General features: G+C 53.2%; 19 protein-coding genes. 2 read left to right on the top strand and 17 right to left on the bottom strand.

The genetic code is table 11. The annotated features are described in order from the left end of the window. Window positions 1–2: 2 nt before the first annotated feature. The 11 genes from RC73_RS21040 to RC73_RS00380 all read right to left on the bottom strand — a co-directional run bounded on the left by RC73_RS21040 (window position 3) and on the right by RC73_RS00380 (window position 10,416). Entirely contained in the window at window positions 3–224 is a 222-nt protein-coding gene (locus tag RC73_RS21040) for a hypothetical protein (protein WP_039032782.1), read from the bottom strand. A 102-nt stretch (window positions 225–326) separates the two neighbouring features. Next, the gene (locus RC73_RS20705; RefSeq protein ID WP_160289552.1) at window positions 327–503 is read right to left on the bottom strand and encodes a hypothetical protein; all 177 of its coding nucleotides are present in this window, start codon (window positions 501–503) and stop codon (window positions 327–329) included. A gap of 104 nt (window positions 504–607) precedes the next feature. Then, window positions 608–1,363, bottom strand: a complete 756-nt coding sequence (locus RC73_RS00425; RefSeq protein WP_039032781.1) for an SDR family oxidoreductase — start codon at window positions 1,361–1,363, stop codon at window positions 608–610. Between the two features lie 10 nt (window positions 1,364–1,373). Further along, window positions 1,374–2,273 (bottom strand): 3-hydroxyisobutyrate dehydrogenase, encoded by a 900-nt coding sequence (gene mmsB, locus RC73_RS00420; protein ID WP_039032780.1) that lies wholly within the window; start codon window positions 2,271–2,273, stop codon window positions 1,374–1,376. Window positions 2,274–2,350: 77 nt separating this feature from the next. After that, window positions 2,351–3,463, bottom strand: a complete 1,113-nt coding sequence (locus RC73_RS00415) for an enoyl-CoA hydratase/isomerase family protein (RefSeq protein WP_039032779.1) — start codon at window positions 3,461–3,463, stop codon at window positions 2,351–2,353. A 12-nt stretch (window positions 3,464–3,475) separates the two neighbouring features. Further along, on the bottom strand, window positions 3,476–4,249 hold the full coding sequence (locus RC73_RS00410) for an enoyl-CoA hydratase (RefSeq protein ID WP_039032778.1): 774 nt from the start codon (window positions 4,247–4,249) through the stop codon (window positions 3,476–3,478). A gap of 37 nt (window positions 4,250–4,286) precedes the next feature. Beyond that, window positions 4,287–5,444: an acyl-CoA dehydrogenase family protein gene (locus RC73_RS00405; RefSeq protein WP_025009787.1), complete on the bottom strand. Its 1,158-nt coding sequence runs from the start codon at window positions 5,442–5,444 to the stop codon at window positions 4,287–4,289. 123 nt (window positions 5,445–5,567) lie between these two features. Then, a complete protein-coding gene (locus RC73_RS00400; RefSeq protein ID WP_025009786.1) occupies window positions 5,568–7,061 on the bottom strand; it encodes a CoA-acylating methylmalonate-semialdehyde dehydrogenase in 1,494 nt (497 codons plus the stop codon). Window positions 7,062–7,186: 125 nt separating this feature from the next. Further along, on the bottom strand, window positions 7,187–8,368 hold the full coding sequence (locus RC73_RS00395; RefSeq protein ID WP_039032777.1) for a thiolase family protein: 1,182 nt from the start codon (window positions 8,366–8,368) through the stop codon (window positions 7,187–7,189). Between the two features lie 638 nt (window positions 8,369–9,006). Next, window positions 9,007–9,951, bottom strand: a complete 945-nt coding sequence (gene metA / locus RC73_RS00385) for a homoserine O-acetyltransferase MetA (protein ID WP_039032775.1) — start codon at window positions 9,949–9,951, stop codon at window positions 9,007–9,009. Window positions 9,952–10,002: 51 nt separating this feature from the next. Further along, complete coding sequence (locus tag RC73_RS00380) at window positions 10,003–10,416, bottom strand: YbaY family lipoprotein (protein ID WP_039032774.1); 414 nt, start codon at window positions 10,414–10,416, stop codon at window positions 10,003–10,005. 117 nt (window positions 10,417–10,533) lie between these two features. Between RC73_RS00380 and RC73_RS00375 the strand changes: the two genes are divergently transcribed. Then, window positions 10,534–11,280 carry an SDR family NAD(P)-dependent oxidoreductase gene (locus tag RC73_RS00375; RefSeq protein WP_039032773.1) on the top strand — a complete coding sequence of 249 codons (747 nt, stop codon included), beginning with the start codon at window positions 10,534–10,536 and terminating at the stop codon, window positions 11,278–11,280. A 100-nt stretch (window positions 11,281–11,380) separates the two neighbouring features. On the opposite strand, the gene ompW is transcribed toward RC73_RS00375, so the two are convergent. From ompW to RC73_RS00350, 5 genes are all read right to left on the bottom strand, one after another. Continuing rightward, entirely contained in the window at window positions 11,381–12,028 is a 648-nt protein-coding gene (ompW, locus tag RC73_RS00370) for an outer membrane protein OmpW (RefSeq protein ID WP_039032772.1), read from the bottom strand. Window positions 12,029–12,525: 497 nt separating this feature from the next. Further along, entirely contained in the window at window positions 12,526–13,152 is a 627-nt protein-coding gene (locus RC73_RS00365) for a nucleotidyltransferase family protein (protein WP_226684086.1), read from the bottom strand. A gap of 66 nt (window positions 13,153–13,218) precedes the next feature. Beyond that, the gene (cydX, locus tag RC73_RS19980; protein ID WP_039032771.1) at window positions 13,219–13,332 is read right to left on the bottom strand and encodes a cytochrome bd-I oxidase subunit CydX; all 114 of its coding nucleotides are present in this window, start codon (window positions 13,330–13,332) and stop codon (window positions 13,219–13,221) included. A gap of 12 nt (window positions 13,333–13,344) precedes the next feature. Further along, a complete protein-coding gene (gene cydB, locus RC73_RS00355; RefSeq protein WP_039032770.1) occupies window positions 13,345–14,484 on the bottom strand; it encodes a cytochrome d ubiquinol oxidase subunit II in 1,140 nt (379 codons plus the stop codon). A 16-nt stretch (window positions 14,485–14,500) separates the two neighbouring features. Next, the gene (locus RC73_RS00350) at window positions 14,501–16,075 is read right to left on the bottom strand and encodes a cytochrome ubiquinol oxidase subunit I (protein ID WP_039032769.1); all 1,575 of its coding nucleotides are present in this window, start codon (window positions 16,073–16,075) and stop codon (window positions 14,501–14,503) included. Between the two features lie 125 nt (window positions 16,076–16,200). On the opposite strand from RC73_RS00350, the gene RC73_RS20700 reads away from it, so the two are divergent. Then, window positions 16,201–16,344, top strand: coding sequence for a hypothetical protein (locus tag RC73_RS20700; RefSeq protein WP_160289551.1), 144 nt, complete (start codon window positions 16,201–16,203; stop codon window positions 16,342–16,344). A gap of 908 nt (window positions 16,345–17,252) precedes the next feature. Here the strand turns inward: RC73_RS20700 and purL are convergent. Next, window positions 17,253–21,134: a phosphoribosylformylglycinamidine synthase gene (gene purL, locus RC73_RS00345; protein WP_039032768.1), complete on the bottom strand. Its 3,882-nt coding sequence runs from the start codon at window positions 21,132–21,134 to the stop codon at window positions 17,253–17,255. Between the last annotated feature and the right edge of the window lie 76 nt (window positions 21,135–21,210).

Genomic DNA, 21,210 nt, shown 5'->3' with positions numbered 1-21,210 from the left:
TGTTATTTAAATTTGGCGCAGAACCACTGCAACACCCTGTACTGCTGCAAACTGGATAATCCAAAAAAGATGCAGATCCAAGGTGAAAGCAAATAGTACCAGGTGATGGGTTCAGTAGAGCGACCGCTGAGAAGCAGATAGAAGAATCCGAAATAGATTACCATGACACCCGCAATTCCCACCAACAAAAGCAGGCGCTTAATCTGTTTCTCCAACCAATGCATGGGTGAGTGTCGATACCTCTGGTACTTTTAACTTTTATTAGGGGGGATTGTTCAATCCGAGACAAGAATTGTCAACGTCTGTAATACAAAGCGGACAAGTATCTACCCCTCACCATTGCAGAATGATAACTTTTGCAAGACCCTGGCGCGTTCGCCGGTTTCATCCCGCTCACCGGCCAAATCCTCATAGAAGTACATAAGTTCAGAGAAGATATTCACCAACTTATCGCCGTCGTTCACATAGAGCTGCGGCGCATCATGGCAAAAGAAAATTAACAAACAAGCTGCCCGGTGGAGGAAGAAAACATCATCCCTGCCTTTGTTTGAAACCCGGTAAAGAACAGGGATGATATCTATTTTGGCCTTGATCTCAAGGCATTTAATTACAGGCGGATACCGCCGTCAATTTCAAATACCCGGCCATTGACATAGTCGTTTTCAATGATGAATTTAACTGTCGAGGCGATTTCAGCGGCATCCCCCAGACGGCCGACCGGTACCATTTTCTCCAGGCGCTCCAGCGCTTCCGGTTTCATGGCGGCGGTCATTTCGGTGGCAATAACCCCGGGTGCAACAGCAGCGGCCCGGATCTTGTAGCGCGCCAGCTCCTTGGCCCAGCCCACCGCCATGGCAGCGACACCTGCCTTGGAGGCGGCATAGTTGCTCTGCCCCACATTGCCGGCCCGAGCCAGGCTGGAGATATTGATAATCACCCCTTCCTGACCAGAGCTTATCATGGCGGCGGCGGCTTCACGGCCACAGAGGAAACTGCCGCTCAGGTTTACATTGATAACCGACTGGAACTGCTCCAGCGACATACGGTCTGTCACCTGACCCTCTTTGGCTTTGATCAACATGCCGTCACGCAAAATACCCGCGTTGTTTACCAGCACATTAAGCTGACCAAAATCTTCCAGAATGTACTGAAAGGTTGCCATCACATCTTCTTCATCTGTGATGTCCACCGCATAACCCTGCACTTCGGTCTCACCCAGCAGAGCACAGGCTTGCTCCAGACGGTCCTGATCCACATCGATCAGCGCCAGACGGGCACCGGCTGCGGCCAGCTCCTGCGCCATCGCCAGACCCAGTCCACCGGCTCCACCTGTGATGGCGACTACCTTACCTTTTACATCCATTGGGTTATCCTTATTTCTCTTGCTTGAATTGTTCAAAAATACTGGAAAAATCGCGACGACCATTACCCTTGCGGGCATGATTGACATAGAGGCTGCGCGCCAGTGCGCCCATGGGGGTGCTCGACTGACTGGACAGCGCTGCTTCCTGGGACAGACCGAGGTCCTTAACCATAAGATCCACCATAAACCCGCCCTGATAGTCATTGGACGATGGCACGCTTGGCATCACCCCGGGACAGGGGTTGTATTTCTCCAAGGTCCAGTTGCCGCCGCTCGAAACTTTCATGATATCTGACAGCACCTTGGGATCCAAACCATTATCTATCCCCAGACTCAGCGCCTCGCTGGTACCTACCATCAAGACAGACAACAGCATGTTGTTGCAGATTTTGGCAACCTGACCGGCTCCGGCACTGCCTGCATGGAAAATATTGGCGCCCATGCACTCGAGAACGGGTTTGGCCTTGGCAAAACCTGCGTCGCTGCCGCCGCAGATAAAGGTCAGCGTACCGGCCGCGGCCCCGGCGGTGCCGCCGGAAACCGGCGCATCAACAAACTCAAGCCCTTTGGCGGCCGCCCCAGCCGCCACTGCGCGGGCACTGTCAGCATCTATGGTCGACGAATCGATAAGCAAGGTTCCCTCGGCCACAACATCCAGCAGCCCTTGCTGCTGCTCGCTACCGAGGTACAGACTACGCACATGCTTGCCAGCCGGCAACATGGTTACCACCACATCGGCACCCGCCGCTGCGCCACAGGCGCTCTGGGCAGTTATAGCCCCCTGCTCTGCCAGGCTCTGCATCGCCGCCGGCACCAGATCGAATACCCTAACAGTCATCCCGGCCTTGATCAGGTTGACCGCCATCGGCCCACCCATGTTGCCCAAACCAATAAAAGCCACTGTTGTCATCTGTTTGCTCTCCCTGTTGGAATCTTGTTTGCCGACGCCTTAACCAAAGACACCGGTCAATCTTGCAGTTAGGCCTGTTACAGATCGGCCAATGGGTGTTCATGTTCAAATGGCGACTCGAGCAAGGCAGATACCGCTTCTTGCGGTGCTATCTTGCCCTTGCCGTAACGCCAGTTGGGATTACGGTCCTTGTCGATAAGCAGCGCCCTGACACCCTCACAAAAATCACCTATGGCGCAGCAGTTGAGGCTGAGACCCAGCTCGAAGCGGAAACAATCCGCCAGGCTCATGTCAGTCCCAAGCCTTGACTGCTCGTAGGCCAGCGCCCAGCTCAGCGGGCTGCCGCTCAGCATGGTGTCACGGGCACGCTGCAACCAGCCCTCTTCGGTTTCCAAGGTCTGCATCTTGACGAGAATTTCCGCCATATCCCCGGTCATCAGCTCATCTATCTGAGCCTGATGGCCCTTCAAGCGACTGCTGCCGGGACGCTCTTCACTCTGGGTTTCCAATTCATTGAGCAGATCATGCAGCTTCTGCTGGTTGAGACTGGTGTTATTGCCCCAGTTAACCGTCGCCATGGCATCGAGCATGCGCTCTTTATCCGTTGAGGCCAGAAAATGATTGCCAATGCCGGTATAACGGGCATCGGCCGCATTCATATTGTAGGCGGTCAGGCCGAGAAACAGCCCAGTTTTACCCGGCATGCGGCCGAGAAAATAGCTGCCGCCGACATCCGGGTAAAGGCCAATGGTGACCTCAGGCATGGCGATGCGCGAGCGCTCGGTCAATACCCTGTGGCTGGCACCTATCATCAGCCCCAGACCACCACCCATCACTATGCCGTCACCCCAAACCAATACAGGCTTACCGAAGGTATGCAGCTGAAAGTCGAGCCGATACTCCTCTTCGAAAAACACCCGGGCTTCCTGGGTGTAACTGCCGGGATTGGCCTGCTGCGCCTGATACAGCGCCCGCACATCACCACCGGCGCAAAAGGCCTTGTCGCCGCTGCCGTCGAGGATCACGCAGGCAATCTGCTCATCCTGTTTCCAGGCAGCCAACTGCTTGGCCAGCAAACGCACCATGTTGAGGTTCAGTGCATTGAGTGCTTTTTCTACATTAAGTGTGGCCACACCAATCAACTTGCCGCTGGCGGTTCCCAGGGTCTGAAATACCACTTCATGACTCATATCAGCGCCTCCTTATGCGTTTTTCCAGTTGGCTGCGCGCTTCTCCAGGAAGGCATTGACCCCTTCTTTCTGATCTTGGGTGTCAAACAGAGCCACAAACAGCTCACGCTCCAGCGGCAGTGCCTGAGCTCTTGGCATATTACGTCCGGCCTGGATCAACTGCTTGCAAACGGTCACGCTCGATGGGCTCTGCTTGGCGGCCTTGGTCGCCAGCGCAATGGCGGCGCTTAGGGCCTCACCCTTACCAACTACCTCTTCGACCAGGCCAATCTCACGGGCCTTGGCGGCATCGATTCGCTCACCGCACAGGATCATCCGCTTGGCCCAGCCCTCACCGACCAGAGCGGTCAGATTCTGGGTGCCGCCGGCGCAAGGCAGCAGGCCAACTGTAGCCTCGGGTAATGCCAGCTGCGCCTGCTCTTCGGCGATACGGATATCACAGGCCAGTGCCACTTCCAAACCGCCGCCCATGGCATAGCCGTTAATGGCGGCAATAGACACACCACGAAAGGCGCTCAGGGTTTCAAATGCTTCGCCAAAACAGCGTGCCATGGTGGCGGCATTGCCTTTATCACCGTCGGCAAACAGCTTGAGATCGGCGCCGGCCGAGAAGAATTTCTCCCCTTCCCCTGTCAGTACCAAGGCATAGATATCGGGATCATTGTTGAGCTCTTCCACCTTGAGGCGCAGTTCATTGAGGCTCTCGGCCGTCCAGGTGTTGGCCGGTGGATTATTGATGGTCAGAACAGCCGTATGGCCTTCGATATGCTCAATCAAAAAAGACATGAATGACTCCTTGCAATTCGGTTAAATGGGTGTGGCCTTAGAGGATCTCGCCGGCATGCTCATCCAGCAGACGGCGGGCGATGATAAGGCGCATAATCTCATTGGTTCCTTCCAGGATCTGGTGTACCCGTACATCACGGAAATGTCGCTCCAGCGGGTATTCGCGGATGTAGCCGTAACCGCCGTGAATTTGCAGCGCGCTGTCACACACGGCAAACCCTATGTCTGTGGCAAAACGCTTGGCCATGGCGCAATAAGCCGTGGCTTCGGGATCGCCGCTGTCCAGCTTAAATGCCGCCAGACGCACCATCTGCCGCGCGGCGACCAGTTCTGTGGCCATGTCGGCCAGCTTGAACTGCAGCGCCTGGAAGGCGGCCAGTGGTTTGCCGAACTGCTTGCGCTCATGCATATATTCGGTGGCGCGCTCAAGCGCAGCCTGAGCAGTACCCACAGAGCAGGTGGCGATATTGATGCGGCCGCCATCCAGGCCCTTCATGGCGAAGGTAAAGCCCTGGCCTTCCTCACCCAACAGATGATTAACCGGCACCCGCACGTTTTCAAAAGTAATGAGTCTGGTTGGCTGGGCGTTCCAGCCCATCTTGTCCTCGGCCTTGCCGTAGATAACGCCCTTGGCATCAGCCGGGATGGCAATCGCCGAAATGCCCTTGGGGCCGGCCTCACCGGTGCGGCACATCACCACCAAAAGCTCGGTGGCGCCGGCGCCCGAGATAAACATCTTGGAGCCGTTAATCACATACTCATCGCCGTCGCGCTCGGCGCGGGTGGCAAGTGAAGCGGCGTCACTGCCTGAACCCGGCTCGGTCAGGCAGTAAGAAGCCAGCTTGCTGCCTGTGGTCAGTGCTTCAGACCACTCGGCCCGCAGACTTTGCTGGCCCCAGGTCGTCACCATCCAGGTGGCCATGTTGTGAATGGTCAGCATGGCTGTGGTGGCAGTGCAGCCCTTGGCCAGCTCTTCAAAAATAATCGAGGCATCCAGACGCGACAGGCCCATGCCGCCTTCCGACTCGGGAGAATAGAGTGAACAGAATCCCAGCTCCCCGGCTCTTTGGATCACGTCTTTGGGAAAGTGATGCTCCTCATCCCATTTGGCGGCAAATGGGGCCAGTTCATCGGCGGCAAACTGGCGGGCCAGCTCGGCGAATTGGCGCTGATCTTCGTTGAGATTGAAATCCATGCTTGACTCCTGTGCGCAGATCTCTGCGTCTTGCGGTGATCCGGTGATGCCGGATCTCTTGTTATTTACTGTTGCGATTAAAAAGGGGCACCGGCCATTGCCGGTGCCCTTGGGCTCACACTATTATTTGAGGGCGATAGTCATGTTGGGACCAGAGGCGATATCAGACTCGAACCAACGGCTGGTGATGGTTTTGGTCTCTGTGTAAAAACGCACCGCCTGCTTGCCGTAGGCGTGCTGATCGCCGTAGAAGCTGCCCTTCCAACCCGTGAAAGAGAAAAATGGCAGCGGCACTGGAATGGGCACGTTGATACCCACCTGACCCACTTCAATTTCATGCTGATACTTACGCGCCGCGGCGCCGCTGGCAGTAAAGATAGAGGTGCCGTTGCCGTAAGGACTGGCGTTAACCAGCTCAATGGCATCTTCCAGCGACTCGGCTTCCATACAGCAGAGCACAGGGCCGAAGATCTCTTCCTTGTAGATGCTCATGTCCGTGGTTACCTTGTCGAACATGGTCGGGCCGACCCAGTTGCCTGACTCATAACCGGGTACAGTGCAGTCGGAACCATCAAGCAGACACTCGGCGCCTTCGGCCTTGCCCTCGGCGATAAGCTTGAGCACACGCTCTTTAGCGGCCGGGCTGATGAGTGGGCCGTAACCGGCTTCCTTGTCATCCCAAAGACCGGGACGCACCTTGGACAGGGCTTCTTTCAGCTCAGGGATCCACTCTTTGGCGGCGCCGACAAACACAGCGACCGACAGCGCCATACAGCGTTGACCGGCAGCGCCAACCGAGGCGCCCACCAGGTTATTGATCACTTGCTGCTTGTTGGCATCAGGCATGATCACGCAGTGGTTCTTGGCACCGGCAAAGGCCTGCACCCGCTTGAGGTTGTCAGTGCCTGTCTTGTAGATGTACTGACCCACGCCCACAGAGCCCACAAAGGAAATCGCCTTGATATCCGGGTGAGACAGCAGTACATCAACCGCCGTTTTATCACCATGAACCAGCTGCAGCACCCCCTTGGGAGCCCCGGCCTGTTCAAACAACTCCACCAGACGCTGCGGCGTCATTGGGTCCTGCTCAGACGGCTTGAGAACGAAGGTGTTGCCGCAGGCGATAGCCAGCGGAAACATCCACAGCGGGATCATCGCCGGGAAGTTGAATGGCGTAATCCCGGCACAGACACCCAGCGGCTGAGTGTAGGAGTAGGTATCTATGCTGCGGGCCACGTTCTCAACCGTTTCACCCATCAGCAAGGAGGCGATGTTGCAGGCATGCTCGGCCACTTCGATGCCGCGCCAGACATCGCCCTTGGCATCTTCAAAGGTTTTACCCGTTTCCTGAGCCAAAATGGTAGCCAGCTCGTCATGGTGCTCTTTCAAAAGGTGCTGATAACGCAGCATTACCCGAGCGCGTTCGGAAACGGCCACTTCCTTCCAGCTCTTGAAGGCTTCCTTGGCGCTGGCGATGGCGCGCTCAACTTCCGGCTGGGTCGCACAGTTGATAAAGGCGATGGTCTCATTGTTGGCCGGATTGGTAACATTGATCTGCTTGCTGCCGGAACCGTTGACGAATTCGCCATCTATGTAGTGCTTGACTTGTGTGCTCATAAGAATTCCTTGTAGGTAGTAGGACGACGCACCGACAGCTCTTGTGGCTGCTTTTTGATGGCGCCGTGTCCTGTCTTGTTGATTACTTTAATTTGTTGCCGGCCGCTGTCGCGGCCGACTGGATATCAGATCTCAATCGCCATGGCTGTGGCTTCACCACCACCTATGCACAGCGATGCCATACCACGCTTGAGGCCTCGGGCCTTGAGCGCATGAATGAGAGTCACCAGCAGACGGGCGCCGGAGCAACCTATCGGATGACCGAGCGCACAGGCACCGCCATTGACGTTGACCTTGGCGGCATCCAGTCCCAACTCACTGATGGCCAACATGGTCACCATGGCGAAGGCTTCGTTGATTTCGAAAAGGTCGACCTCATCCTTGCTCCAGCCGGTCTGTGCCAAGAGTTTTTGCATGGCGCCCACAGGCGCCGTGGTAAACATGGCCGGCTCTTGGGAATGGGTAGCATGGCCCTTGATGGTAGCCATCACTGCCAGCCCCAGGCTTTCAGCTTGTTCACGGCTCATCAGCATCAAACTGGCGGCACCGTCGGAAATCGAACTGGAGTTGGCGGCGGTAATGGTGCCGTCTTTGGCAAAAGCGGGACGTAGCGCCGGGATCTTGTCAGGGCGGGCATTGCCGGGCTGCTCATCGGTATCAATCAGAGTATCGCCGCGGCGGCTGCTTACGGTTACCGGGACTATCTCCTCCTTGAAGGCACCTGAGGTGATGGCCGCATTGGCTTTTTCCAGTGAGCTCAGGGCGAAAGCGTCCATGGCTTCACGGGTCAGGCCAAAATCGTCGGCGGTTTTCTGGGCAAAAGTTCCCATGGCGCCCCCTGTATAGGCATCTTCCAGCCCATCGAGGAACATATGATCCAGCACCTTGCCGTGGCCCATGCGCATGCCGCCGCGAGCCTTATCCAGCAAATATGGCGCCTGACTCATGCTCTCCATACCTCCGGCAATCACGATATTGGCACTGCCGGCCTTGATAAGATCGTGCGCCAGCATCACGGTTTTCATCCCTGAGCCGCACACCTTGTTGACTGTGGTTGCGCCAACAGACTGGGGCAAACCTGCCCCTAAAACCGCCTGTCTGGCAGGGGCCTGACCGAGGCCGGCCGGCAATACACATCCCATCAGCACTTCATCGACCTGTTCGCCCTTCACTCCTGTAGTTTCCACCAAGGCCTTGATGCTGGAAGCCGCCAGCTGAGGAGAAGGCACAGTGGAAAGACAGCCCTGAAAACCGCCCATGGCGGTTCGTTTGGCGGCGACGATAACAATATCCTGAGGACGACTCATTGTTGACTCCCTTGTTGGGCACCCAAACACCGGCCCAACAGCAGGCCGGCGGTGTTAGGTGCAGCAAATTTGCACTCTGTTGCTGCCACTTTGACGTTTACGCGAACGTAAGGCAAGTAATAATTAGTCTAATACAGGCTCTGTTTATAGGTATTTTTGTCAGGGAGGATTTACAGCAGGATGACAGCGCGTGCCCTGAAAGAAAGCCAAAACACTACGGCTTAGAAAATATTAGAGAAGGAAATATCAGTTTAAGGAAGCATAAGCAGTAGAGGCTGACGACATCTGGCTTGATATGAGCTAAGCCCTTTAGGACGCGAATAAGTCCTCGTGGCCTTCTCTTTTGTAGAGAGTGGCTTGCACAGCAATTGGCGTTCAAGGCATCTGACTGAAGGCATGCCGGGGCCTGTCAAAGTCGGATAACGCAGAGAGCCGGTTGCTGTGAAAGCCTCGAAGGGCGTGGCTTACAGGCCTGCCTGCTGTGTTGTGCCTCTTGCGAAGGACTAGGGCCATTTGCTGCGAACCACGCCTTGCATCCAGGCCCGTAAGCCGACGCAGAGCACACATGGGACTTGTTCGCACCTTCCTTGAGTCACAAGACTGCGACTCCCGCCAACAAAACATTTGGCATTTGCAGCTCAGCTACTCTGTTCCCAGGGCGTAATAGCACTGAGATCCGATAAGTCATAAGGGGTCAACTGGTAGACATAATAGTTGAGCCAGTTGCTGATCAGTAGACTGCCATGACTATACCAACGGGCAATCGCTTCTGCCTCTGGGTCATCGTTGCGAAAATAGTTTTGCGGGATCTTGGGCGCCAAACCGGCCGCCAGATCTCTTTGATACTCATCTTTAAGGGTCGACTTGCGATACTCCGGATGCCCTATCACAAACAGGTTGCGATTATCCTTACTGATCACCAGATAGGCACCGGCTTGGTCTGACTCGGCCAGGACAGTCAGTTCAGGATGCGCCTTAAGCTCGTCCACATCCATCTGGGCATAACGGGAGTGCGGAGCATAAAACTCATCATCAAAGCCGCGCAGCAAGGGCACGTGGGCGCGAATACGCCTATGCTGATATACCCCGGAGCATTTTTCAGTGAGGATCTTGCGCTCAAGTTGATACAGGTGATAAAAACCGGCGTGGGCCGCCCAGCAGAGAAACAGTACCGAGGTGACATGCTCCTGTGACCAATCGATAATCTCGCGGATATGATCCCAATAGGTGACCTCCTCGAAATCGAGCTGTCCCAAGGGGGCGCCAGTGATGATCAGGCCATCATAGTTGCGATGGCGCACATCTTCAAAGTCACGGTAAAAGGTATTGAGGTGATCGCTCGGCGTATGTTTCGACTCTTTGTCGTGGATCCTGAGCAGATCGATATCCACCTGCAACGGAGTGTTGCCCAACAGCCGCAGCAACTGAGTTTCTGTCTCAATCTTGTTGGGCATCAGATTGAGGATCAACACCTTCATCGGCCGTATATCCTGCATCGCCGCCCGGCTCTCGGACATAACAAAAATGTTCTCCGACTCAAGCACACCGGCGGCTGGCAGGTTATCGGGTATTCTTACGGGCATAAAGCGCCTCTCCTGAACTTTCAGGGCAAGGCGCTTGGCTCGTTATTCCTGTTAGCGCCCTACCTTTTGCACCATGATTGATACAGGCTCAACCTTGTCGATATTGACAGGATAGGCCTGGGTATTGATAAAGAGTAAGTCATCCTTGAGGGTGATCCTGGCGCTGACACTGTAGCTGTGGCCACTCTGGAACTGATCCCGGGCAAGAATGAACTTAAAAGGCGTTGGACTGGTTACGCTGTCGCGCTGAATAACCGCCAGCACTTCTGCCGGAGCATCCGCCTTGGAAACGTCCTGAACCTGAACCGTCAATACGGCTTCCGGTGGCAGGGCAATACGTTCGCGGTACCAGACATCGCCATCAATTTCGACTGTGGCATTCGGGGTTGCACAACCTGTGAGTGCCATCATTCCTGCTACAGCCGCCATCATTGGCATGCGCAGCCAGTTGCCTGTCATTTTCATTGCTAGCTCCTAATCATACACAAAGACTTCTGGATGTCTATACATCCAAGTTTAATCATTGAGAACCTGTGAGGATAATCCTATCATAGGACTCCATTTTTGAGTTCAAATATCCTTATGACACAAGCAACTGCGATTATTGTGGGCGCCAGCTCACTCCTCAGCCGTGAAATAGCCCGCCGCCTGGCCGATGAAGGCACTAAACTGGCATTGCTGGCACAGGATCCCGACTCATTGAAAGAGTTTGCCGCCACCCTGGCAACCGAGGCTCAAGTGTTTGGCCTGGACATAGATAAACCGCAAACCTTGATAGCCGAGCTGGAACAGATTTGGCAACAGTTGGGGGGCGCACATCTGGTGTTGGTCAATACCGGGCTCAACTCCTATCATCCGGATCTGCCCTGGCAGCTTGAAGATGAGATCATCAGTGTCAATGTCCGTGGCTTTGCCGCCGTCTGCAATACAGCTTTCAGGCTATTTCGCGAGCAAGGTTATGGTCAGCTTGCGGCCATCAACTCCATTGCCGGTCTTCGCGGTGGCCCCAGCGTGGCTTTTCATGCCTCCAAAGCCTTTGGAATCAACTATCTCGAGGGGTTGTCCATGCATGCTCAAAGGCTCAAGCTACCGATCACCATTACGGATATTCAATTGGGGTTGCTGGATAAAGCAGCGCTGCAACAAAGTAAGCTGTGGTTATCACCCGTAGATGTGGTAGCCGGGCAAATCATCCGCGCCCTGCAAAAAGGCAAACGCCGGGTCTATGTCACCAAACGCTGGGCGACGGTTGCCTGGCTCACCAAACTACTGCCTGAGTTTATCTACAATACCCGCCACTGGAAGGTGAAGAAACGCAGAGGGCAATAGAGATAAAATAAACTTCTCATTGTTGACCATAAAAAAGGCGCCGGAGGCGCCTTTTTTATGGTTGAGAGCTCTTGGGTTGGGAGCTTGGGCTTGGAAGACGTTAGAAAGTGTAACCTATGCTGACCATATAGACCCAAGGATCGATGTCAGTATCAACAACTTGCTCGGCTCCACCCATAGTGAATTTCACGTCTGTACTGATCTTGGCATACCAAACTGAAGCGTTCACCAACCAATTATCATTGATTTGGTAATCCAGACCCGCTTGTGCGGCCCAGCCCCAAGAGTTGCTCAAACTCAGGTTGTCCAGACCCAGACCTTTAGCTTCATCGGTGAAGTCATTGTCGAAGAAGTTGGTGTAGTTAACACCGACACCCACGTAAGGACGCAGCTTGGACTCGGCATTACCGAAGTAATACTGGGCCACCAAGGTAGGCGGCAAATGCTTAGTTTCGGCAATCTTGCCAAGTGCACCCAGAGATACGTCATGGCTGAACGGGGTCGCGGCCAGCAGTTCGATACCAAAGTTATCTGTCAGCATATAGCCGAAGTTCAAACCCAACTGGGTGTTATTGTCCACGCCAAAAGAGGCGATATCGGCCACAACCGGGCTAGACTCGTCCGGGGCGACTACAACAGCACCGGCACGAACGATAAAATCACCGGCCTTGTGGGCCAGTGCAGGGGCAGCAACAGTAGAAAAAAGGGCGGCGGCAATCAATCCTGATACGATATTTTTTTTCATCATCTCACTCCGTAGCGACAACACAGCGCTTTGTTTTTTATTACATCCATAACAACTGAGGCCACACTGCCAGATTTAACCCTTCACATTTTTGATCTGCATCAAGCGTTTCGAGTGATACCCAGTTTGAGATAGCACAAGCGCGAAACAGATCACACAAACTAAAGATTTATTGATATTGCACCTTTAAATTAAGTGAGCCAGCTCAAAACTTCACTATCCCTAAAGTGAAATAAAAGTACATTTTTCGAACAGACGCACCCAAGCGAAAAGCAACCAAAACTTAACAACCGGTGTCAGATATAAATGCTGAAAAATGTTCTTTAAGCGGTATTTTCAACTAAAACATGTCGGAGAGATCAACGAATATTTGAGAACATAAATCAAAAATGGAGGCCACTCGACAGAAGATATTCATCTGCAATAACGGCAAGCCAATTGTTCAAGTGAGGAGGGATTCAACGAAAATAATGGAGCCACAGGCGTTTGAGTGTGTGAGCCTAGAACAATGTTTCGAGTAATGGAGTTTTTAATAACGGAGTCTTTAATAACGGAGTCTTTAATAACGGATAGTCTGCCAACCAGTTCTTGGCCTTGAGCCGACTCTCGAATACTCCGGGAGTGCTCTTAGGATTAGGGCTGAGTTCCAACGCCAGCAAAGGGCCTAGCGGGAATAGATTAAGCAGTTGCAACTCCCCTGCCCTCAACCTGACAGCCAGGGCCGTTTGCTGCTCAGGCCAGTAACTCATGGCATCAGACACTGAAACATAGGGCTGATGATTGTTTTTAAGGTGCATCCTGGCTTGGTTCTTTACCGACCATGGTAAGTCGAGCGCGGCGACCAACTTGGCCTCATAGGCCCTGTCGGTGACTTCCGAGTGGTCGCTTGGCTCAAAGTAGATCACATCTATATCGCTGAGCCTGGATACAGTGCCGTGCAACTTGTCCCACACCAGGTTACGAACAAACCCCGCCGCCAGCCAGGCATCAATAGGCCCAAGGTTTGCAACACACTCAAGTGCCTGCATCCGCATCCTGTCTTGCCTGAGCCAGTTTTCAATCAGCTCAGTCGCCTCGGTTTCACTGACTTGCAGCGACCCTCTGGGCTCGAACTCATCGTATATCACCCATAGTCCCCCTTAAAAAGACAAAAGCCCCCGCAGAGCGGAGGCCTTTGAGTTTAACTCAAGCTATCACTTATCTTCAGTATCTCTATCCATGTTCTCTGTATTTTCCAGCCAGAGAGCATTGATGATGCCGAAAGAACAAGCCAATAAAATGCCGAGTATCCAAGTGAAATACCACATAATTCAGGCTCCTTAGTACAGTGATGCGCTGTTGTTTTCAATGTGCTTGCGATTCAAGCGACCATACATCTTGAAGTAGGTCCAACAAGTATAACTAAGCACAATAGGAACAAAGATAATTGCCACCCAAGTCATAACGTTCAGTGCCATCTGACTGGCAGTGGCATCCCACATGGTCAGGCTGACGTTAGGATCCTGTGATGAAGGCATCACGAATGGGAACATAGCTGCACCACAAGTCAGTATGATACCGGCAATGGCCAGTGAGCTGAACAGGAAGGCGAAACCACTACGGCCGAAACGGCTGGTCAGCAGTACCAAGGCAGGAGCCAACAGGCCCAGAGCCGGGAACAGCATAGTCACTGGATACTTGTCATAGTTGGCCAGCCAAGCACCGGCTACCACTTCAACTGTCTTCTGAGTTGGATCAGATACGGCGTTAGTATCCAGAACCGAAGTCACCACATAGCCGTCAATGCCATAAGCCAACCACACACCGGCAGCACCAAACAGTACTATCAGCAATACAGCAGTCAACTGAGCGGCAGCAGCGGCGCGATGGCGTAGCTCACCTTCGGTCTTCATCTGCAGCCAGCAAGCACCCTGCATCATGAACATACAGGCACTGACCAGACCGGCCAACAAGCCAAAGCCATTGAGCAGACCCAGCAGGCCGCCATCATAATGGGCACGCATATATTCATCAAAGCTGAACGGTACACCTTGCAGCAGGTTACCAAAGGCAACACCTATGATGAGTGGCGGTACAAAACCGGCCACAAACAAGGCCCAGTCCCAGCTCTTGCGCCAGCGTGGATCTTCTATCTTGGAGCGATAGTCAAAACCCACAGGACGTAGATACAGCGCCAATAACACTAAGATCATGGCGACATAAAAGCCGGAGAATGATACGGCGTAAACTGTTGGCCAAGCGGCGAACAGAGCACCGGCACCGGTAATCAACCATACTTGGTTACCATCCCAATGAGGAGCAACCGTGTTAATCATGATCCGACGTTCAGTGTCGTCTTTACCGAGGATTGGCAACAAGGCACCAACCCCCATATCAAAGCCATCGGTCACAGCGAAGCCAATAAGCAAAACGCCAACCAACAACCACCAGACAAATCTTACTATTTCATAATCAAACATAATGAAATCCCTCTGCTCAGGCTTCTAGTTTTTCAAAGTGATAACGGCCGGTCTTGAGACTGCTGGGACCCAGGCGCGCAAACTTGAACATCAGGAAGAGTTCGATAACCAGCAGCACAGTGTAGAACAAAGTAATGCTGATGATACTGAACCAGAGATCACTCACGGTCAGACTGGATGCAGACACAAAGGTCGGCAACACTTCTGAAATGGTCCAAGGCTGGCGACCATACTCAGCGACAAACCAACCACACTCGATGGCAATCCAAGGCAGAGGCAAGCTGTAAAGCGCGGCCTTGAGGACCCACTTCTTCTCTTCAATCTGGTGACGAGTGCTCTGCCAGAATGCGGCAGCAAACACCACCAACATCACAACACCCAGGGCAACCATGATACGGAAAGTCCAGAACAGTGGTGCAACACTTGGGATAGAATCCAGCGCGGCAGCTTTAATTTGCTCTTCGGTGGCATCAACCACTTTGTCTGTGTAACGCTTCAGCAGCAGGCCATAGCCCAGATCAACTTTCTGTTCTTCAAAGGCTGCGCGAACCGCAGGGTCTTCTTCAATAGCAGGGTCGGCCTTGGCAGCACGCAGTTGCTCAAGCAGAGCATATGCCTTCATACCGTTACGGATACGAACTTCGTGCTCGGCAACCAGATCCTTGATACCTGTCACTTCTTCATCAATAGAGCGAGTGGCGATAATACCCATGGCGTATGGGATCTTGATGGCATAGTCAGTATGCATAGTTTCCTGATTAGGGAAACCAACGGCAGTAAAGGCTGCCGGAGCAGGTTCTGTATGCCATTCAGCTTCGATTGCTGCCAGCTTAACCCGCTGAGCTTCACCAACCTTGTAGCCGGATTCGTCACCCAGAACGATAACGGACAGGATAGAAGCCATACCGAAGCTAGCTGCAATAGCGAAAGAACGGCGGGCAAAAGGTAAGTCACGCTTCTTGAGGATGTAGTAGGCACTGATAGCCAGAACAAACATGGCACCGGCCACATAACCGGAGGCCACAGTGTGAACAAATTTAACCTGGGCAACAGGGTTAAGTACCACGTCTGCGAAACTGGTCATTTCCATGCGCATGGTTTCATAGTTGAACACGCTACCCACAGGGTTTTGCATCCAGCCGTTGGCAACCAGGATCCACAGCGCAGACAAGTTACTTCCCAAGGCCACCAACCAGGTTACTGCCAGGTGTTGACGCTTGGAGAATCTGTCCCAACCGAAGAAGAACATACCCACGAAAGTGGATTCCAGGAAGAATGCCATCAAACCCTCGATGGCGAGAGGAGCACCAAAAATGTCACCCACATAGTGTGAGTAATAAGACCAGTTGGTACCAAACTGGAACTCCATTGCCAGACCTGTGGTAACCCCCAGGGCAAAGTTAATACCAAAAAGCTTGCCCCAGAATTTGGTCATGTCCTTATAAATCTGCTTATCAGTCATCACATAAAGTGATTCCATGATTGCCAGCAGAAAGGCCAGACCCAAAGTCAAAGGAACAAACAAGAAGTGATACATGGCTGTCAGCGCAAATTGAAAGCGCGATAGCTCGACGACTTCTTCAACTATCATTTGTGACTCCTTACATGGTGCTCCGCCCACTGCCTTTAGATCCCCATCAAAGACAGCGGGTGGTGAGTTGGATAGCTTAGTTCATTAATTTCTTATCTACCCGGATATCCGGATAAACCACCCAAATGATCCGCCTTGCCTCTCCCCAGCTTTCCAAAGGCTCAAAAATCGGCTTTTTTCAGCCAGAGCGAGAGGCGAATCACGCTTTTGCAGACTTATGCGATCAGCATCAGCATTTGCCAGTGTTCCAATATTTGCAAATTATTTAATATCAGTCACTTGCGCTATTAGTTCAGCTAAGATTTGCCCTGATTTTATACCACTTGAATTTGACGCAAATCAATCAAACTCCGGCCTTTAGCTGGGTTTTGCGGTGAGGGACACAGGCACCAATAAAATACATTGACCAATCACCATATATGTGCTAGACACTTTACTTCAATATGATATAACAACAACTTTTGGAAGCTTCACCAAGATTTAATCAAAAACCTGATAAAACAAACTTTTTAACAATTTCGAAAGTTAAATATACTAACAACAAAAATAAAACCCCACACACAACTATGAATAAATAACTGTTTTACATACACAAAATTAAACATATAAAAATCAACGAAAAACACAGCTATAAATCGGATTAGTTTTACTAATCTTATTATGTATTATTTCTCGTTTGATAAGTTCGATATAATTGACTACTATATAGCCTGTGTTAAGGAGACGCTCAGGTCGGTCGATATCGATATCTGCAGACCTTCCTCCGCGCACAATGATTGAACTTTGTGTGGAGATATTGCTATGAAAAAATTTTTCGAACGTCTGGTTAACTGGTATAAGCCTGTTTTTGCTGAACTTTATAAGTCTCAACTGGTTTATTAATCACAATTGAACAATTGTTTGTCTTGAAGTTTTGTTAGCGCAAAACAGCCCCGTAGGTAACCCTATGGGGCTTTTTCATATCTGCAATTAATAAAAAGAGATTACCGTCTTAGTCCGGCTTTAGCCTATTAAGTGATGTAAAGTCTACATTTTGACACTTCATTACATAAGGATGTACTGAACAAAATGTAAGCTATTGAAGGTTTGTGCTTTTTACTATGAAACAAAAGTTAAATAAAAAAGGCGGGTTATAAATACCCGCCTTTTTTTCCCTTTTATAGGATGATTTTCAACCTTATCCCAGCTTCACTCTGGCGTTACGGAACATTCTCATCCAAGGGCTATCTTCACCCCAGTTTTCCGGATGCCAGGAGTTGGCGACTGTACGGAACACCCGCTCAGGGTGAGGCATCATGATGGTGACTTTTCCATCCAGGCTACAGATCCCGGACAAGCCGTTGGGCGAGCCGTTGGGGTTCTGTGGATACAAGCCGGCCACCTCACCTTTACCGTTGACATAACGCAGCGCCACAGTGCCGCTCTGCTCGGCTGCTGCCATGGCAGCAGCTGAAGCAAACTCGGCACGCCCTTCCCCGTGGGAAACAGCAATCGGCATTCTGGAACCAGCCATACCGCTGAAGAACAGCGATGGGCTTTGCTGCACTTCCACCAGGCTGAAACGCGCTTCAAAGCGTTCAGAGCGGTTACGGACAAAGTGCGGCCAATGCTCGGTACCCGGAATGATCTCCTTGAGATTGGAGAGCATCTGGCAACCGTTGCAAACACCCAGAGCAAAGCTGTCGGCACGCTCGAAGAAGCGGCTGAAGTCCTCACGGGCACGGCCATTGAACAGGATGGACTTGGCCCAACCTTCACCGGCGCCCAGTACGTCACCGTAAGAGAAGCCGCCACAGGCCACCAGTCCCTGGAACTCTTCCAGGCTGATACGGCCACTGAGGATATCCGACATATGCACATCGCGGCTTTCAAAACCGGCGCGCTCGAACGCAGCTGCCATCTCAATATGCGAGTTGACCCCTTGCTCACGCAAAATCGCCATCTTGGGCGCTGCGCCCTTGAGGATATAAGGCGCGGCAACATCTTCTGCCGGATCAAAGCTTAAGTTAACCGTGAGGCCGGGATCGTTTTCATCCAGCTTGAGGTCAAACTCTTCACGGGCACACTCAGGGTTGTCCCTGAGCGCCTGCATTCTGTAGGTGGTTTCAGACCAGAGCTTACGCAGCTCGGTACGTGAAGCACTGTAGATTTCGGCGCCCTGATCCTGGATATAGATGCGGCCATCGTCGCTCAGCTCTGCTATCGGATGACAATCCACACCGGCATCTGTGTAAGCCTTGATAATCTCGGCGGCTTGGCCCTTACTCACCTGCAGCACGGCGCCCAACTCTTCGTTGAACAGGCGCGCCAGGGCGCTGCCGGCCAGCGCAGAAATATCCACCTTCAGACCAGTGTGACCGGCGAAGGCCATTTCCACCAAGGTGGTGAACAAACCTCCGTCACTCTTGTCGTGGTAAGCCAGCAAACTCCGCTCGGCCACCAACTGCTGAGTCACCTCGAAGAAAGCTTTCAATACGGCTGCCTGATCCAGATCCGGCGCGATATCGCCCAGCTCACCGAACACCTGCGCCAGGCAGGAACCGCCCAGACGAGTCTTGCCCTTGGCCAGATCGGCCAGCAGCAATACGGTTTCGCCCTTGTCGGTACGCAGCTCAGGGGTCACGGTATTGCGAATGTCGCGCACCGCACCAAAGGCGGTGATGATCAGCGACATAGGTGCGGTAACCGCCTTCTGCTCGCCCTTGTCTTCCCAGGCGGTCTTCATCGACATCGAGTCTTTACCCACGGGAATGGTCAGTTCAAGCTCAGGGCACAGCTCTTCGCCCACTGCCTTGACCGCCTCATAGAGGCCGGCATCTTCACCCGGGTGACCGGCTGCAGACATCCAGTTGGCCGACAGCTTAATGCGCTTCAGTGAGCCGATATCGGCACCGGCCATGTTCAGCAAGGATTCGGCCACGGCCATCCGCGCCGAGGCACCAAAATCCAGCAAGGCCAACGGAGTGCGCTCACCCATGGACATGGCTTCGCCCACATAGCTGTCGAACGAGGCGGCGGTAACGGCGCAATCCGCCACAGGTACCTGCCAGGGGCCGACCATCTGATCGCGGTTCACCAAGCCGGTTACCGTGCGATCGCCTATGGTGATCAAGAAGCTCTTGTCGGCAACGGTTGGCAGAGTCAGCACCCGCTTAACGGCTTGTGCGAGATCGATGGACGCTTCATCCAGCGCCGCAGACTGCGCCTTTTGACTCACTACATCACGGCTCATCTTGGGTGGTTTGCCCAGCAAGACTTCCAGCGGCAAGTCGATAGGCTTGTTGTCAAAGTGCTCATCGCTCAGGCTCAGGTGCTGCTCGGCAACCGCCTCGCCCACCACGGCAAATGGCGCACGCTCGCGCTCACAAATGGCGGCGAAGGTATCGATGTTTTCGGCTGCCACAGACAGCACATAACGCTCCTGGGATTCGTTACACCAGATCTCCAGCGGGCTCATGCCTGGCTCATCGGAAGGTACATTACGCAGCTCAAACTTACCGCCGCGACCGGCATCGCTGACCAGCTCAGGGAAGGCGTTGGACAAACCACCGGCGCCCACATCGTGAATAAACTGAATTGGGTTGGCATCACCCATCTGCCAGCAGCGGTCGATAACCTCCTGACAGCGGCGTTCCATTTCCGGGTTTTCCCGCTGCACCGAGGCAAAGTCCAGATCTTCACTGGACTGGCCGGACGCCATGGAGGAAGCCGCGCCGCCGCCAAGGCCAATGTTCATCGCCGGACCACCCAGTACAATCAGCTTGGCGCCTAAGGAGATCTCCCCTTTCTGTACGTGCTCTTCACGAATGTTGCCAAGGCCGCCGGCCAGCATAATAGGCTTGTGATAACCGCGCACCTCGACACCGTTGTGGCTGCAAACCTGCTGCTCATAAGTGCGGAAGTAACCCAACAGGGCCGGACGACCGAATTCGTTGTTGAAAGCGGCGCCGCCAAGAGGACCGTCGATCATGATGTCAAAAGCGGTCACAATCCGGTCCGGCTTGCCGTAGTCCCCTTCCCAAGGCTGCACAAAGCCCGGGATCTTGAGGTTGGATACGCTGAAGCCGGTCAAACCCGCCTTGGGCTTGGAGCCGCGGCCGGTAGCGCCTTCGTCACGGATTTCACCGCCCGAGCCTGTGGCAGCACCAGGATAAGGACTGATGGCGGTCGGGTGGTTGTGGGTCTCCACCTTCATCAGAATATGCATCGGCTCTGTGTGATAGCGATAAACGCCGTCACTGTCGGGGAAGAAACGCCCGGCTTCAAAACCTGTCATTACCGCGGCGTTGTCTTTATAGGCCGACAACACATAGTCCGGGGTCTTCTCATAGGTATTCTTGATCATCTTGAACAGCGACTTGGGCTGCACTTCGCCGTCAATGGTCCAGTCGGCGTTGAAGATCTTGTGACGACAGTGCTCTGAGTTCGCCTGGGCGAACATCATAAGTTCAATGTCGTTGGGGTTGCGCTCAAGGCGCAGGAAATTGGTGACCAGGTAGTCGATTTCATCATCGGCCAGGGCCAGGCCCATTTCGCGGTTGGCGATTTCCAGCGCCCGGCGGCCTTCGCCGAGAATGTTAACGCTGACAAAAGGCTTGGGCTCAGTGCGGGCAAACAGCATATCGGCCGCTTCAAAGCTGTCCAGAACCACTTCCATCATGCGGTCGTGCAGCAGCGCCTTGAGGCTCTTGAGCTGTTCGCCGCTCAGAGTATCGGATTCCACATAGTAAGCCAGACCGCGCTCCAGACGTTTTACCTGCTTGAGGCCGCAGTTGTGGGCAATGTCGGTGGCTTTGGAAGACCAGGGAGAAATAGTACCGGGACGGGGAGTAACAAAAAGGAGAGTGCCTTGGGGTTCGTGGGATTCGATGGCCGGACCGTAGGTGAGAATCTTACTCAACTGCGCTTGGTCATCGGGGGTGAGCGCTTCGCTCAAATAAGCCAAATGAACGTATTCGGCATAGATTTGCTTTACCGGAAGCTGAGCGGCTTCACAGGCCTGCATCAGCTTTTGCACTCTGAATGCCGAGAGTGCGGGGGCTCCGCGGATGATCTCCATCACGTCTTATCACCTTATTATTTATAATTACAGGGTCAGAGGTGGCGCTATTATAGGTAAATGCGCCCTACAAATC

This window comes from Shewanella sp. ECSMB14102, assembly GCF_000813075.1.
Classification (GTDB): Bacteria; Pseudomonadota; Gammaproteobacteria; order Enterobacterales; family Shewanellaceae; genus Shewanella; species Shewanella indica.
Note: the sequence above shows the minus strand (reverse complement) of the source record. Positions and strands in the feature narration are given on the sequence as shown.

Excerpts from the sequence above, each read along its gene's own strand:
- RC73_RS21040 (WP_039032782.1), bottom strand. The coding sequence starts at position 224 with ATGCATTGGTTGGAGAAACAGATTAAGCGCCTGCTTTTGTTGGTGGGA.
- RC73_RS20700 (WP_160289551.1), top strand. The coding sequence starts at position 16,201 with ATGATCCGCCTTGCCTCTCCCCAGCTTTCCAAAGGCTCAAAAATCGGC.
- ompW (WP_039032772.1), bottom strand. The coding sequence starts at position 12,028 with ATGATGAAAAAAAATATCGTATCAGGATTGATTGCCGCCGCCCTTTTT.
- cydX (WP_039032771.1), bottom strand. The coding sequence starts at position 13,332 with ATGTGGTATTTCACTTGGATACTCGGCATTTTATTGGCTTGTTCTTTC.
- RC73_RS00410 (WP_039032778.1), bottom strand. The coding sequence starts at position 4,249 with ATGTCTTTTTTGATTGAGCATATCGAAGGCCATACGGCTGTTCTGACC.
- cydB (WP_039032770.1), bottom strand. The coding sequence starts at position 14,484 with ATGTTTGATTATGAAATAGTAAGATTTGTCTGGTGGTTGTTGGTTGGC.
- mmsB (WP_039032780.1), bottom strand. The coding sequence starts at position 2,273 with ATGACAACAGTGGCTTTTATTGGTTTGGGCAACATGGGTGGGCCGATG.
- RC73_RS00350 (WP_039032769.1), bottom strand. The coding sequence starts at position 16,075 with ATGATAGTTGAAGAAGTCGTCGAGCTATCGCGCTTTCAATTTGCGCTG.
- RC73_RS00380 (WP_039032774.1), bottom strand. The coding sequence starts at position 10,416 with ATGAAAATGACAGGCAACTGGCTGCGCATGCCAATGATGGCGGCTGTA.
- RC73_RS00425 (WP_039032781.1), bottom strand. The coding sequence starts at position 1,363 with ATGGATGTAAAAGGTAAGGTAGTCGCCATCACAGGTGGAGCCGGTGGA.
- RC73_RS00415 (WP_039032779.1), bottom strand. The coding sequence starts at position 3,463 with ATGAGTCATGAAGTGGTATTTCAGACCCTGGGAACCGCCAGCGGCAAG.
- purL (WP_039032768.1), bottom strand. The coding sequence starts at position 21,134 with ATGGAGATCATCCGCGGAGCCCCCGCACTCTCGGCATTCAGAGTGCAA.
- RC73_RS00395 (WP_039032777.1), bottom strand. The coding sequence starts at position 8,368 with ATGAGTCGTCCTCAGGATATTGTTATCGTCGCCGCCAAACGAACCGCC.
- RC73_RS00375 (WP_039032773.1), top strand. The coding sequence starts at position 10,534 with ATGACACAAGCAACTGCGATTATTGTGGGCGCCAGCTCACTCCTCAGC.
- RC73_RS00400 (WP_025009786.1), bottom strand. The coding sequence starts at position 7,061 with ATGAGCACACAAGTCAAGCACTACATAGATGGCGAATTCGTCAACGGT.
- RC73_RS00405 (WP_025009787.1), bottom strand. The coding sequence starts at position 5,444 with ATGGATTTCAATCTCAACGAAGATCAGCGCCAATTCGCCGAGCTGGCC.
- metA (WP_039032775.1), bottom strand. The coding sequence starts at position 9,951 with ATGCCCGTAAGAATACCCGATAACCTGCCAGCCGCCGGTGTGCTTGAG.